The 12,093-nt window shown below is 70.3% G+C and carries 14 protein-coding genes; 3 read left to right on the top strand and 11 right to left on the bottom strand.

From position 1 onward, the window contains the following. Positions 1-20 precede the first annotated feature (20 nt). The 5 genes from KME66_RS04375 to KME66_RS04395 form a co-directional block, all read right to left on the bottom strand. Complete coding sequence (locus tag KME66_RS04375; protein ID WP_073221559.1) at positions 21-908, bottom strand: amino acid ABC transporter permease; 888 nt, start codon at positions 906-908, stop codon at positions 21-23. Further along, positions 905-1,549, bottom strand: a complete 645-nt coding sequence (locus tag KME66_RS04380) for an amino acid ABC transporter permease (protein ID WP_073221557.1) — start codon at positions 1,547-1,549, stop codon at positions 905-907. The genes KME66_RS04375 and KME66_RS04380 overlap by 4 nt, the downstream gene beginning before the upstream one ends. Positions 1,550-1,566: 17 nt before the next feature. Then, entirely contained in the window at positions 1,567-2,496 is a 930-nt protein-coding gene (locus KME66_RS04385; protein ID WP_216319129.1) for a glutamate ABC transporter substrate-binding protein, read from the bottom strand. An 11-nt stretch (positions 2,497-2,507) separates the two neighbouring features. After that, positions 2,508-3,251, bottom strand: coding sequence for an amino acid ABC transporter ATP-binding protein (locus KME66_RS04390; protein ID WP_073221550.1), 744 nt, complete (start codon positions 3,249-3,251; stop codon positions 2,508-2,510). A gap of 148 nt (positions 3,252-3,399) precedes the next feature. After that, complete coding sequence (locus KME66_RS04395) at positions 3,400-3,840, bottom strand: DUF6278 family protein (protein ID WP_216319131.1); 441 nt, start codon at positions 3,838-3,840, stop codon at positions 3,400-3,402. 109 nt (positions 3,841-3,949) lie between these two features. Between KME66_RS04395 and KME66_RS04400 the strand changes: the two genes are divergently transcribed. After that, the gene (locus KME66_RS04400) at positions 3,950-4,729 is read left to right on the top strand and encodes an SDR family NAD(P)-dependent oxidoreductase (protein WP_216319134.1); all 780 of its coding nucleotides are present in this window, start codon (positions 3,950-3,952) and stop codon (positions 4,727-4,729) included. A 35-nt stretch (positions 4,730-4,764) separates the two neighbouring features. Here KME66_RS04400 and KME66_RS04405 read toward each other — a convergent pair whose 3' ends face one another. From KME66_RS04405 to pcaC, 4 genes are all read right to left on the bottom strand, one after another. Further along, positions 4,765-5,511: a Clp protease N-terminal domain-containing protein gene (locus KME66_RS04405; RefSeq protein WP_216319137.1), complete on the bottom strand. Its 747-nt coding sequence runs from the start codon at positions 5,509-5,511 to the stop codon at positions 4,765-4,767. Between the two features lie 86 nt (positions 5,512-5,597). Next, positions 5,598-6,377 carry an exodeoxyribonuclease III gene (locus KME66_RS04410; RefSeq protein WP_216319140.1) on the bottom strand — a complete coding sequence of 260 codons (780 nt, stop codon included), beginning with the start codon at positions 6,375-6,377 and terminating at the stop codon, positions 5,598-5,600. A gap of 42 nt (positions 6,378-6,419) precedes the next feature. Beyond that, positions 6,420-7,073 (bottom strand): MBL fold metallo-hydrolase, encoded by a 654-nt coding sequence (locus tag KME66_RS04415; protein ID WP_216319143.1) that lies wholly within the window; start codon positions 7,071-7,073, stop codon positions 6,420-6,422. Positions 7,074-7,085: 12 nt separating this feature from the next. Beyond that, positions 7,086-8,366, bottom strand: a complete 1,281-nt coding sequence (gene pcaC, locus KME66_RS04420; RefSeq protein ID WP_216319146.1) for a 4-carboxymuconolactone decarboxylase — start codon at positions 8,364-8,366, stop codon at positions 7,086-7,088. Positions 8,367-9,045: 679 nt separating this feature from the next. On the opposite strand from pcaC, the gene KME66_RS34520 reads away from it, so the two are divergent. Both KME66_RS34520 and KME66_RS04430 read left to right on the top strand, forming a co-directional pair. Continuing rightward, positions 9,046-9,288, top strand: coding sequence for a transposase (locus KME66_RS34520; RefSeq protein ID WP_367303639.1), 243 nt, complete (start codon positions 9,046-9,048; stop codon positions 9,286-9,288). Further along, positions 9,260-9,466: a hypothetical protein gene (locus tag KME66_RS04430; RefSeq protein ID WP_216329807.1), complete on the top strand. Its 207-nt coding sequence runs from the start codon at positions 9,260-9,262 to the stop codon at positions 9,464-9,466. Before KME66_RS34520 ends, KME66_RS04430 begins: the two co-directional genes overlap by 29 nt. Before the next feature lie 57 nt (positions 9,467-9,523). Here the strand turns inward: KME66_RS04430 and KME66_RS04435 are convergent, their stop codons facing one another. Both KME66_RS04435 and KME66_RS04440 read right to left on the bottom strand, forming a co-directional pair. Continuing rightward, positions 9,524-10,546 carry an LPXTG cell wall anchor domain-containing protein gene (locus KME66_RS04435; protein ID WP_216319153.1) on the bottom strand — a complete coding sequence of 341 codons (1,023 nt, stop codon included), beginning with the start codon at positions 10,544-10,546 and terminating at the stop codon, positions 9,524-9,526. Between the two features lie 549 nt (positions 10,547-11,095). Continuing rightward, positions 11,096-12,085: a nitroreductase family protein gene (locus KME66_RS04440; protein WP_216319156.1), complete on the bottom strand. Its 990-nt coding sequence runs from the start codon at positions 12,083-12,085 to the stop codon at positions 11,096-11,098. Positions 12,086-12,093 lie beyond the last annotated feature (8 nt).

Consider the following 12,093-nt stretch of genomic DNA (forward strand, 5'->3'; position numbering starts at 1 on the left):
GCCGGGCGGGCACTGCCCGGCTACCGCCCTCCCGGCAGCAGCGTCCCCGGATCGGCCGGGGCCACCCCGACCGCTCCCGTCTTGAGGTTGCGCCGCTCCCGCTCGGCCACCCAGGTGGCGAACCACGAGAGCAGCATGCACATCCCGATGTAGATCGGTGAGATCACCATCACGACGGGGATGAAGGGAAGATCGTAGTCGAGATTCGACGCGATCAGCTTGCCGGCATGGAGGAACTCCTCGTAGGTGATCAGATAGCCCAGGGAGGTGTCCTTCAGCGCGACCACCAGCTGGCTGATGATGGTCGGCAGCATCGCACGTACCGCCTGGGGCGCCAGGACGTAGGTGGTGACCTGGGTCTTGCGCATGCCGAGCGCGTACGCTGCCTCACGCTGGCCCCGGTCCACGGCGTTGATCCCGGTGCGGAACACCTCGGCGAGGACCGAGCCGTTGTAGAGGGTCAGCCCCGCGACGAGGGCGGGCAGCGGCTGGACCTTCAGCGCCACGAAGATGAAGAAGATCATCACGAGCACCGGCATGGCCCGGAAGAACTCGACCAGCACGGTCGAGATCCAGCGCAGCGCCCGGTGTTCGGAGAGCCGGCCGACGGCGAGGACCGCGCCGAGGGCGAGCGAGAGGACCGCCGCGTACGCGAAGGCCTTGAGGGTGTTGCCGAGCCCGCGCAGCAGCAGTTCCTGAATGCCCTTGTACTCGAAGGGCGTCCACTTCTGCGCGGTGAACTGGTCGGTGTCGAAAAGGAGATAGACGATCCAGCCGAACAGCGCCACGATCAGGACCGTCGAGGCGATCCCGTACAGCAGGTGCCGTCTGCGGGTGACCGGTCCGGGGATGTCGTAGAGCGCGGTGGCCTCGGGCGTCGACGGCTTGCGGGTGAGGGTCCTGGTCATCGTGCGACCCCCCAGCGCTTCTCCATCACGGTGAACACCGCGCTGATGGTCAGGGTGATGATCAGGTAGCCGACGGCGATCCAGACGAAGGACCAGATGATGCTGTAGCCCAGCTCGTTGAGCGTCTTGTAGGTGCCGAGGAGTTCGGTGACGCTGAACGCCCCGGCGATGGCGGAGTTCTTCGCCAGTGCGATCAGGGTCGAGCCGACCGGCGGGATGACCGACCGGAACGCCTGCGGCAGGACCACGGTGCCCAGGGTCTGGCCGAAGGTCATGCCGAGGCTGCGGGCGGCCTCGCCCTGGCCCTTGGGCACGGTGTTGATGCCGGAGCGCAGCACCTCGCAGATGAACGCCGAGGTGTAGCAGCCGAGCGCGATGACGGCGAAGAGCTGGAACGGCAGGACGAGCCCGAAGCGGGGCAGGCCGAGCAGGACCGCGAAGAACAGCAGGGTCAGCGGGGTGTTGCGGAGCACGGTGACCCAGACCGTGCCCAGCACCCGGAAGGAGCCGACGGGCGCGACCCGGAAGGAGGCCATCAGGAAGCCGAGGACGAGCGCCAGCGCCGAGGCGTAGACGGTCAGTTCGACGGTCCCGAGGAAGCCCTTGCCGTAGAGGGAGAAGTTCTCTGTCAGTACGTCCATGGGTGAGGCGCGTCCCCTCAGGTCGCCGGGTAGCGGTCGATGGGCGGCGGGGCAGGCGCGGGCGCTCCGGAGAGGCCGAGCGTCGCGTCGTACGCCTTCTTCCAGTTGCCGTCCCTCTCATTGGCCTCCAGGGCGTCGTTGAGCGCGTTGCGCAGGGCGTTGTCGCCGCGTGGTACACCGATGCCGTACGGCTCCTGCGAGAAGGGTTTGCCGACGACCTTCATCTCGTCGGGCGCCTTGGCCGCGAAGCCCAGCAGGATCGCGTCGTCGGTGGTCACGGCGTCGACCTGGTAGGTGAGGAGGTTGTCGACGCAGATCGAGTACGTGTCGTACGCGACGAGGGTCGCCTCCGGGTAGTCGGCGGCGATCCGCTGGTAGGGCGTGGAGCCCGCCGCCGAGCAGACGGTCCTGCCCGCCAGGTCCTGGGGGCCGTGGATGTCGTCCTCGTCGGTGCGCACCAGCAGTCCCTGCCCGGCCATGTAGTAGGGCCCGGCGAAGCCGACGAGCTTCTTGCGCATGTCGTTGATGGTGTAGGTGCCCACGTAGTAGTCGATCTGCCCGTTCTGCAGGGCCGTCTCGCGGTTGGCGGACGCGATGGTGCGGAAGCGGATCGTCTGCGGTTCGAAGCCGAGCGAGGCCGCCATCATGCGGGCGATCTCGATGTCGAACCCGGAGTAGATCCCGCTCGCCGGGTCCTTCTCCCCCAGGTAGGGCTGGTCCTCCTTGGCGCCGACGATGAGGTGGCCGCGCCGCTCGGCCCTGGTCCAGGTGCGGGAGTCGGGCAGTTCGAAGGCGGTGTCGACCCGGTAGACGGGCAGGGCCTCGGCCTTGGGGCCCTTGACCGGCGGGCTGCCGTCCTTGCCGCAGCCCGCGGCGAGGGCGGCGAGCAGGAGGCCGGCCACGAGGGCGGCCGCCCTGCCCGTACGCGCGTTCCTCGTACGCAACATGGAATGCCCCCTCAGTGCTTGAGGATCTTGGACAGGAAGTCCTTGGCGCGGTCGCTCGACGGGGACGTGAAGAAGTCCTCCGGGACGCGGTCCTCGACGACACGGCCGTCGGCCATGAACACCACGCGGTTGGCGGCGGAGCGGGCGAAGCCCATCTCGTGGGTGACGACGATCATCGTCATGCCGTCCCGGGCCAGTTGCTGCATGACCTCCAGGACTTCGTTGATCATCTCCGGGTCGAGCGCCGAGGTGGGCTCGTCGAAGAGGAGGGCCTTGGGGTCCATGGCGAGGGCGCGCGCGATGGCCACACGCTGCTGCTGGCCGCCGGAGAGCTGGGCGGGGAACTTGTCGGCGTGGGCGGCCAGGCCGACCCGGTCCAGCAGCTCCCGGGAGCGCTTGTCGGCCTCGTCCTTCTTGCGCTTGCGGACCTTGACCTGCGCCAGCGACACGTTGTCCAGCACGGTCCGGTGGGCGAAGAGGTTGAACGACTGGAAGACCATGCCGACTTCGGCGCGGAGCCGGGCCAGGCCCTTGCCCTCCTCGGGGAGCGGCCTTCCGTCGATCGTGATGCTGCCGGACTCGATCGCCTCCAGCCGGTTGACCGCCCGGCACAGGGTGGATTTCCCCGAGCCGGAGGGGCCGATGACCACCACCACCTCCCCGCGGCCGACGGTGAGATTGATGTCCTGAAGTACGTGCAACTCTCCGAAGTGTTTGTTGACGTCCCTCAGTTCGATCAAAGGATCGACGGCCATGCGCTGCCCTACCCACTTGTCGCTGTGTCGAGGTCAGCGCAAACTATCCATCGCGAAAAGGGACTTCGCACCCGACACGCGCCAATGGGGCAAAAGGCTTTTTAACTGGATTAGATGAGAGGGGCGGGCGGCCCGCCGGCCGCGCGGGTCAGTTCTCCGCGGACTCCGCGTACACCTGCGAGAGCTCCGGGCTGCCCGCCATCGCCCAGTCGAGTCCGGCCGAGACGACGTCGATCTCCCGTCCGGACTCCAGCCGCACCACCGGCCGGCCGCTCGGCCAGATGTCCCATGCGGCGCCCGGCACCGTCCGCACGATCACCGTGCCGAGGTAGAGACCGGCGTCGTTGCCGAGCCAGGGCAGCTCCTCGGGGTCGTCGCGCCAGCGGGGCGGCAACTGGTCAAGCGCGGCCAACGAGGCCGGGGTGTCGTCGAGTTCGAGTCCCTGCTGCCCCGCCCGGACGCGCAGCAGTTCGCATTCGGCGAGCAGCTCGGCCACACCGTCGGGGTCCGTCTCGACGGCGGCGGCGAGCGTAGCCGACGGCGTACCGCCCTGACGCTTACGCCAGTTGTCCAGGAAAGGGATGTTCATACCACTAGGGTCCCATCCCGGCCAGGTTCCGCACCACAGGGCGCGCGGCGTTCACCGGTCCCCCACCCCGCCCCGGCCGGCGAGCCGGGCGCGTATCTAAGGTGCGTACATGAGTGATCGCACCTATGTCTCGGAACTGTTCTCGCTGGAAGGCCGGGTGGCGGTGGTCACCGGAGGCAGTTCCGGCATCGGCCGGGCGATCACCGGCGCCCTGGCCCGCGCCGGAGCGGGCGTCGTCGTGGTGGCCCGCCGGGAGGCGGAGCTGCGGGCGACCGTGGACGAGCTGACCACCGCGGGCTGCCGGGCCGCCTGGGTGAGCGCCGACCTGGGCACTCCGGAGGGGGTACGGACCGGGGCCGAGGAGGCCGCCGCGGCGTTCGGCGAGCCAGACATCCTGGTGAACTGCGCCGGGATCAATCTGCGCCCGCCGATGTCGGGGCTCGGCGAGGACGTCTGGGACACCACGATGGCGGTGAACCTGAAGGCGCCCTTCCTGCTCGGGCAGCGGTTCGGGCCGGGCATGGCCGAGCGGGGGTACGGGCGGATCATCCACGTCACGTCGCAGCAGGCGCACCGGGCCTTCGTGAGCAGCGGCGCCTACGGGGTGCCCAAGGGCGGCCTGGAGTCGCTGACCCGTTCGCAGGCCGAGGCGTGGTCGCCGCACGGCGTCACCGTGAACAGCCTGGTGCCCGGGTTCGTGCTGACCCCGCTGAACGCGCGCCTCCAGTCGGACCCGGAGAGGGTGGCGGCGCTGGCCGCCCGGACGATGGCCGGACGGAACGGGCTGGCGGAGGACTTCGCCGGGGCCGCGGTGTTCCTCGCGGGGCGCTCATCGGCGTACATCACGGGGCAGTCGCTGTTCGTGGACGGCGGGTTCTCGGTGCACTGAGTCCGCCGTCCACGACCGCTGGGCCGCCGGGGAGCTCAGGGCTTCTGCTGCCGGAGGGCCCCGGCGGCCTCGCCCACCGCCCGCTCCACCGCGGCGGACACGGCCTCCTTGCTCAGACCGAGGCCGGACAGCACGCCGGAGCCGTCCTCGAACTCCAGCAGGGCCAGCAGGACGTGCTCGGTGCCGACGTTGCTGTGGCCGAGGCGCAGGGCCTCGCGGAAGGTCAGCTCCAGGACCTTCTTGGCGTCCGCGTCGTACGGGATCAGCTCGGGCGCCGCGTCCACCGGGGCGGGCAGCGCCGTGGTCGCCGCGGCCCGCAGGGCGTCCGGCTCCACGCCCTGCCCGGCGAGGACGCGGGCGGCGACGCCCTCGGGTTCGACGAGCAGGCCGAGGACCAGGTGGGCGGGGACGATCTCGGCGTGCCGGGCGGCCTGGGCCTCGTTGTGGGAGGCGACCACCACGTTGCGGGCGCGCGGGGTGAAGCGGTGGAAGCCCTCGTTCGGGTCCAGGTCCGAGGAGCTCTCGGCCTTCTTGGGCACGAAACGCTTCTGGGCGGCCTGGCGGGTGACGCCCATGCTGCGACCGATGTCGGTCCAGGAGGCGCCGGAGCGACGGGCCTGGTCCACGAAGTGGCCGATGAGGTGGTCCGCCACGTCTCCGAGGTGATCGGCGGCCAGGACCGCGTCGGAGAGCTGCTCCAGAGCGTCGTCGTTGGTCTTCTTGATGGCCTCGATCAGATCGTCGAGGCGTACGGAAGGGGTGACGGGAAGAGGCTGCGTCATGCGACAACCGTAGGTTGACACCTCAGGGGTGTCAACCTTGGGTTGTCACATGCTCCGCGGCTTCGCCCGCAACCGCCCGCCCCTGATCAGAGGTCGAGGTCGACGACCACCGGGGCGTGGTCGGAGGCGCCCTTGCCCTTGCGCTCCTCACGGTCGACGTAGCTGTCCTTGACGGCGGCGGTGAACGGGGCGTTGCCGAAGGTCAGGTCGATCCGCATGCCCTTGTTCTTGGGGAACCGAAGCTCGCGGTAGTCCCAGAAGGTGTAGGCGCGGTCGTACTTGAGGGGGCGGGGGTGGACCTCGCTGAGGCCCTCCGCCTCCAGGGCCGCGAGGGCGGCGCGCTCGGCGGGCGTGACATGCGTGGCGCCCTCGAACAGCGCCCGGTCCCAGACGTCCTCGTCGGTCGGCGCCACGTTGAAGTCGCCCAGGACCGCGAAGGGCAGGGTCCCCGCGGCGTCCGCGGCCACGGCCTTCCGCAGGGCTTGAAGCCAGCGCAGCTTGTACGCGTAGTGCTCGTGCTCGACCTCGCGGCCGTTGGGCACGTACACCGACCACAGGCGCAGCGGGCCGCAGGTCGCCGAGATCGCGCGGGGCTCCTGCACCCCGTCGTACTCCGGGCCGCCGGGCAGTCCGGAGACGACGTCGGTGAGGCCGACGCGGGAGAGCAGCGCGACCCCGTTCCACCGGCCGGTGGCGTTGACCGCGGACTCGTAACCCGCCTCGCGCAGGGCTTCGGCGGGGAACTGCTCCGCCGTGCACTTGGTTTCCTGGACGCACAGCACATCGGTGCCGCTGCTCTCCAGCCAGGCCAGCAGCCTCGGCAGCCGGGCGGTGATCGAATTGACGTTGTAGGTGGCGATGCGCATGGCAGCCAACCTAGCCGCTCCCACTGACAGCGGCCGCCGGGCTCACAGCTCGGTGGAGCCGCCCGGGGCCAGCCGGCCGTGGTCCGCGCCGCCCAGGGCCCCGATCTGGTGGTCGTAGACGGGGCGGGCCAGATCGGTCAGCAGGGCGTCGTGGACGTCGATGGCGCGCCGCGGCTTCACCTCGCGTACGTAGTCGATGACCTCGGAGATCTTGCTCCAGGGGGCCATCACCGGCAGCAGCAGTGTGTCCACGGGGCGCTCGGGGACGGTGAGCGCGTCGCCGGGGTGGAAGACCGAACCGTCGACGAGGAAACCGACGTTGGTGATCCTCGGGATGTCCGGGTGGATCACCGCGTGCAGCTCGCCGTGGACGGTGACGTCGAATCCGGCGGCGGAGAACGCGTCCCCGTTCCCCACGGTGTGCACCCGGCCCGGGAAGGCGGCCGAGAGCTGCCCGGCGACGCTGCGCAGCGTCCAGATCTCGGCTGCCGGATTGGCCTCCAGGCCCACGCGCAGCCGCGCCTCGTTGAAGTGGTCCGGGTGCTCGTGCGTCACCAGCATGACGTCCGCGCCGAGCGCCGCGTCGTCCTCGGAGAAGCCCCCGGGGTCGATGACCAGGACGCGCCCCTCCTTCTCGATCCGGACGCAGGAGTGGGTCTTCTTGGTGAGGGTGAGTGCCCCGGGCGATGCGTTCATGGCTCCATCCTGCTACGTGGGCGGCGTGGTTTCCTCCTGTATCACCTTCCGCGCCACGGCGAAGGCCGCCCCGGCGGCCGGGACGCCGCAGTAGACGGCGGTCTGGAGGAGGACTTCCCCGATCTCGGCGGGCGTCAGGCCGTTGCGCAGGGCGGCCCGGGTGTGCGCGGCGAGGCCCTCCAGGTGGCCGGAGGCGACGAGCGCGGTGAGCGTGATGACGCTGCGGGTGCGGCGGTCGAGGCCGTCACGGCTCCAGACCTCGCCCCAGGCGTACCGGGTGACCAGTTCCTGGAAGTCCTCGGTGAAGGCGTCGGCCGCCTCGTTCACCGCGTCGACGTGGGCGTCCCCCAGCACCTCGCGGCGCACCTTCGTGCCCTGCTCGTACCGGTCGTCCGGGGCCGGCGTGAGAGGGCCGGGCCCGGCGGCGGTCGGGGGGATCTCGGCCACCGGGACGATCGGCGCGGCGGGGGCGGCGACGTGGGGCAGCACGGGGATCGCGGCCGAGGTGTCCTGCTGCCAGCCGGTGGAGAAGTGCGTCAGCAGCAGGTCGCTGACGGCGGCGGGCTGTTCGACGGGCGCGAGGTGGGAGGCGCCGGGGACGAGCGCGAGGCGGGCGTCCGGTATCCCGGCGACCAGCGTGCGGGCCTCGGCGGGCCCCGTGACCTGGTCCTCCGCCCCGACCAGCACCAGGGTGGGCACGCCGATCCGGTCCAGGGCGCCGCGGATGTCGAACGCCGCGAGGGCCTCGCAGGCGGCGATGTAGCAGCCGGGATCGGTGGTGCGGACCATCTGCACGGCCCATTCCACGATGGCGGGCTGCGCGGCGGCGAACCCGGGGGTGAACCAGCGCTCGGGCGCGGTGCGGGCCATCGGCTCCAGGCCGTTGGTCCGGACGATCACACCGCGCTGGCGGAACTCGTCGGCCGTGCCGAACCGGGGCGAGGAGGCGACGAGGGCCAGGGAGGCGACCCGGTGCGGGTGGCGCAGGGCCAGGTCCGCGCCGATCGCGCCGCCGATGGAGCAGCCCGCGTACCCGAACCGCTGGATGCCGAGACCGTCCAGCGTCGCGAGCAGCCGGTCGCCCAGCTCGGCGACCGAAGCGGCGGCGTGGGCGGGCGCGCCGCCGTGGCCGGGCAGGTCGTAGCGGAAGACCCGCCAGTGCTGGGACAGCTCGGGTATCTGGCGGTCCCACATGTGCCAGGTCGTACCGAGGCTAGGACCGAGCACCAACCAAGGTGCGTCCTCCGGCCCATCTACCTGGTACTTCATCGCTTGCGGCTGCGTTTCACTCATGCGTCACACGCTCCCACATCTCACACAACCTCACGGCCCCTCCTTCGCCTGGACGAGATCGCCCCACGTCGTCGCGGCGGCCGGAAATCTTCGACGTCCGGCTTTACGTACCACTTCTTGGTGATGCTGACGTTGGTGTGTCCGGCCCACCGAGCCGCGATGTGATCCGGCCCGCCGTTGTCGGCCAGGACGGTGAAGCAGGATGCCCGAGCATCGGAGAATCGCACGTTGCGCGACGCCGCACGTGCCATGAGCACACAGGCCAGGGTGCGGAGTTGCTTGGTCGTAAGACCCCCACCGGCTTCGTCTGCGCACACGTGGCCGGAGTTCACGTAGTCAGACCTCGGCGCCGCCCTTTCGGCTGCCTGCGGCGCCTTGAGAACGCACACCCCGGGCGTCCCCCTGTGCAGGAGAGGGAGAGCCCGCTCCCGGCCATGGACTTGGTGTCCTTCTCGCTGACTGTCTTGTTCCCCATCGTGGTCCGCGTGTTGGCGATCAGAAGGGATTCTTTCTCCAGGTTGACATCCATCCCAGCCCCTACCGCAGACCTCCGCCGGATGGAGACCCGTGAGAGAGAAGAGAAGACATAGCGGTGAGGTGTCGATCTCGGGGCCTTGGCCGCTGATGCTGGACACACGAGAACTGGATCTGCGTGTCTGAGAACGGACATCTCGTGGTCATGAAGAACTACCCGCCGGAGTTCCGGGCGGACGCGGTCGGGCCGTACGAGTCGCAGCCAGGGGCGACGATCAGGTCGGTCGCCGCCGATCCGGGTATCACCCCGGAGACCCTGCGAAACCGAGTGAGGGCAGCCGGGGCGAGCCGTCCTCCGGGGACGCCGGACGCAGGAACCGTCCCCGCCGCCGGCCCCGTCGGAGTCGGGGAACGCACCCTTGCGGAAGAAGGTCCGCGAGCTGGATGAGGAACGTGAGATCCTGCGCAAAGCGACGACCCAAAGTGACGAAACCAGCCAACACAGCACTACCAGGGGCAACAGCATGGCCGCCGTCGCCACCGACTCCGTGTCCGACCTCGATTTCCGCCTCCGTGATGAACCCTTTCGTCACGCCCTTCCGGCGCCGCGGCATGCTGGCGCCTGAGCGCCCCCGGGTCGGGGACCCGGGGGCGCTCGGATGACTGGCAGGAACGGCGTGTGGTTAGGCGGTTGTGGTGGGGCGGCGGCGCTTGAGGGCGAAGACGACGCCGGTGCCGACGAGGATCGCGAGGCCGCCTGCGGTGGCGATGACCGGGAGCTGGGAGTCGGCGCCGGTTTCGGCGAGGACGCCTTCGGGGTTGATCTCGGTGTTGCCGGCGGGCTTTACCGGTATCGGCTTCTTGCCGCCTTCCTGGGGTTCGGCCTCGTTGGACTCTCCGGGCTCGGTGCCGACGGCGAGTATCTCGAATTCGTAGAACGACTGGTCGCCGGCGAAGACGCAGTTGCCCTGGTCGTCGGCGTAGATGCCGATAGTGATGGCGAAGCCGAGGCCTGCGGGTGCCTTCTTGTCGACGCTCAGGCGCATGTCGATGGAGAGGGTCTCCTTGGCGCGGACGTCGGTGTAGCCGAGGTAGCCGGCTTCGTCGTCGTCGGCGTCGAGGGAGATGTCCTGCCACTGGCCGGTGTCGGGGTTCTTGAACTGCAGCGTGAGGTGGCCGGTGGTCTCCTCCCAGGTGTCGGCGTCGAACTGGGCGGCGAACACACCGAGGTCGACACGCTGGTAGGCCTTGTCGCCCTTGTTGACGACGTTCAGTTCGAAGGCCTGGAACCCGCTGCCTGCCACGACCTTGGAGGGCAGCCCGGACAGGGAGGTGCTCAGGCTCTCGTCGAGCAGGGGCTCCTGTTCGCCGTCGCAGATGTCCTCGAGGGAGGTCGGCGTCGCGGACGGGGTCGGATCCGTGGTGGTCTTGGCGGGAGCGGGCTGCGTGGAGGCGGCCTGGGAGGGGGTGGCCGAGACGGTCGGCGCTGCGGCGCCGGGCCCGGTCGTCTCCACCGCGGCGGAGGACGTCTCGGTGCCCTCGGGAGCGGGCGCCGAGGTCTCCTGGACCGGGGCGGTCGTCTCTGCGGAGACGGAAACCGGTTCGGCCGTCTCGGAGTCGGCGATGGCCGCGGTCGCGGACAGGAGCGTGACGGGGGCGAGGGCGGCGGTCGCGGCAGCGACGGCCATGGCTCGACGGAGCTTCATGAAGACCCTAAAGGGATTCAGGTGCCGACAAGGTCGGCACATTCAAGGGGAGACCACACCGGCGGCAAGCACACCGACGTGATCAGGGAGAACGACCTGTGAAGAGCGCGGGAGGTTGTATACCGGCAGGCAACCGCCGACGTGACATGCGCCACTCCATCGCACGACCCATCGCCGGACACCATGAGCACGGACGACCAGCGCGCCCCCACGCATGATCACCGGTACGCAGACAGCCACTGCGGACTCCCTCGCCCCCTGCGTGGTGAACCACATCAATCAGCTGCCCGACCGCATTGAACCGGCAACCGAACCGAGATCCCCGATTCCACGCCCGTGCGTAGCCCCCACAGGGGCAGCAGGGGTGTCCTGGCCGTCACGCGTGAGCGGGGGTGGTGTGGGTCAGGCGGGTGCGGCGGATGCCGTCGGCTGATTGCGACCCCAGCGCGCGTCAGGCGGCACGGCCGTGCTCGGAACAGCCGCGGGCGGGGATCAGGCCCCAGACGGTCTGCTGCCTGGGCGGGGTGCGGACGGGAACGCCGCGGTGGGTCATACGACGGTGAGCACGTCGGCGACCGCTCTGCGCGGGGTGGCCGCCGCCGCGGGACCGTAACCGAGGCGGAAGACCATGTGGACGAAGCCCATCCTGGATGCGGGGTCGCGGGCCATCGACCTCAGCTCCGGCCATTCCAGGGGCTGGGACATCAGGGAGGTCGCGAGACCGTCCCGTGTCGCCACCAGCAGGACCCGCTCCATGGCCTGCCCCGCTCGCAGCCAGTCGGCGGGGCGGTCCGATTCCGTACCGAGGACCGCCAGCTGGGGGTGCTCCTCGAACGTGGCCGTGGGACGGCGCCGGGAGTCCTGGGGCAGCCCGAAGTCGCGGACGGGCACCTTCACGTCGTGCTGACGCGGCCCGAAGGCGTAGGACGGTACGCCCTCGGCCGCCGATCCCTCGCCCGCCCGCCCCATGCGCGTCCAGGCGATGATCTCCGCCTGCATGAGGTCACTGGCGGACTCGTGGAGCTCGGCGTCGTGGACGAGGTCGACCAGGGCTTCGGCGTGCCAGCCGCTCGGAACGGCGAGCCGGGCCCCCTCCAGGAGCGCGGCGGCGCACAGCTCGTCGAAGATCTCCGGCGGGATCCGTTCGTCGGAGAACGGGAAGCGGCTGGTGCGCCGGGCCTTCACCGCGGGACTCAGCTCCGCCAGCGCCCGGTCCGGGGACTCGGCAACGGACTCGCGCAACGTGACATCGGCCAGCCGCCAGGGGTCGTTCCGGTCCGGGAGTATCTCGGTGACCGCCTCCCAGCCCGCCTCCGCGGCGGCCACCCGGAGGTTGAACAGCGCGGCCGCGCATCCGAGATGCATGCCCCGGTAGTCGGGGTCCCCGACCGGCAGGGCGCGGTCCGGATCTCCGTACAGCGAGAGGACGCCGGTCTCCGTGTGATGGACGAACCTCCACGGCTGGGCGTTGTGCATGGACGGCGCGGCGACGGCCGCCTCGACCAGCGCGGGAACCGCTTCGGCGACTCGGTCTCTCATGGCTGACC

It is taken from the genome of Streptomyces sp. YPW6 (genome assembly GCF_018866325.1).
Classification (GTDB): domain Bacteria; phylum Actinomycetota; class Actinomycetes; order Streptomycetales; family Streptomycetaceae; genus Streptomyces.

Excerpts from the sequence above, each read along its gene's own strand:
- KME66_RS04410 (WP_216319140.1), bottom strand. The coding sequence starts at position 6,377 with ATGCGCATCGCCACCTACAACGTCAATTCGATCACCGCCCGGCTGCCG.
- KME66_RS04405 (WP_216319137.1), bottom strand. The coding sequence starts at position 5,511 with ATGACGCAGCCTCTTCCCGTCACCCCTTCCGTACGCCTCGACGATCTG.
- pcaC (WP_216319146.1), bottom strand. The coding sequence starts at position 8,366 with ATGAGTGAAACGCAGCCGCAAGCGATGAAGTACCAGGTAGATGGGCCG.
- KME66_RS04380 (WP_073221557.1), bottom strand. The coding sequence starts at position 1,549 with ATGGACGTACTGACAGAGAACTTCTCCCTCTACGGCAAGGGCTTCCTC.
- KME66_RS04415 (WP_216319143.1), bottom strand. The coding sequence starts at position 7,073 with ATGAACGCATCGCCCGGGGCACTCACCCTCACCAAGAAGACCCACTCC.
- KME66_RS04375 (WP_073221559.1), bottom strand. The coding sequence starts at position 908 with ATGACCAGGACCCTCACCCGCAAGCCGTCGACGCCCGAGGCCACCGCG.
- KME66_RS04435 (WP_216319153.1), bottom strand. The coding sequence starts at position 10,546 with ATGAAGCTCCGTCGAGCCATGGCCGTCGCTGCCGCGACCGCCGCCCTC.
- KME66_RS04400 (WP_216319134.1), top strand. The coding sequence starts at position 3,950 with ATGAGTGATCGCACCTATGTCTCGGAACTGTTCTCGCTGGAAGGCCGG.
- KME66_RS04440 (WP_216319156.1), bottom strand. The coding sequence starts at position 12,085 with ATGAGAGACCGAGTCGCCGAAGCGGTTCCCGCGCTGGTCGAGGCGGCC.
- KME66_RS04385 (WP_216319129.1), bottom strand. The coding sequence starts at position 2,496 with ATGTTGCGTACGAGGAACGCGCGTACGGGCAGGGCGGCCGCCCTCGTG.
- KME66_RS04390 (WP_073221550.1), bottom strand. The coding sequence starts at position 3,251 with ATGGCCGTCGATCCTTTGATCGAACTGAGGGACGTCAACAAACACTTC.
- KME66_RS04395 (WP_216319131.1), bottom strand. The coding sequence starts at position 3,840 with ATGAACATCCCTTTCCTGGACAACTGGCGTAAGCGTCAGGGCGGTACG.
- KME66_RS34520 (WP_367303639.1), top strand. The coding sequence starts at position 9,046 with ATGAAGAACTACCCGCCGGAGTTCCGGGCGGACGCGGTCGGGCCGTAC.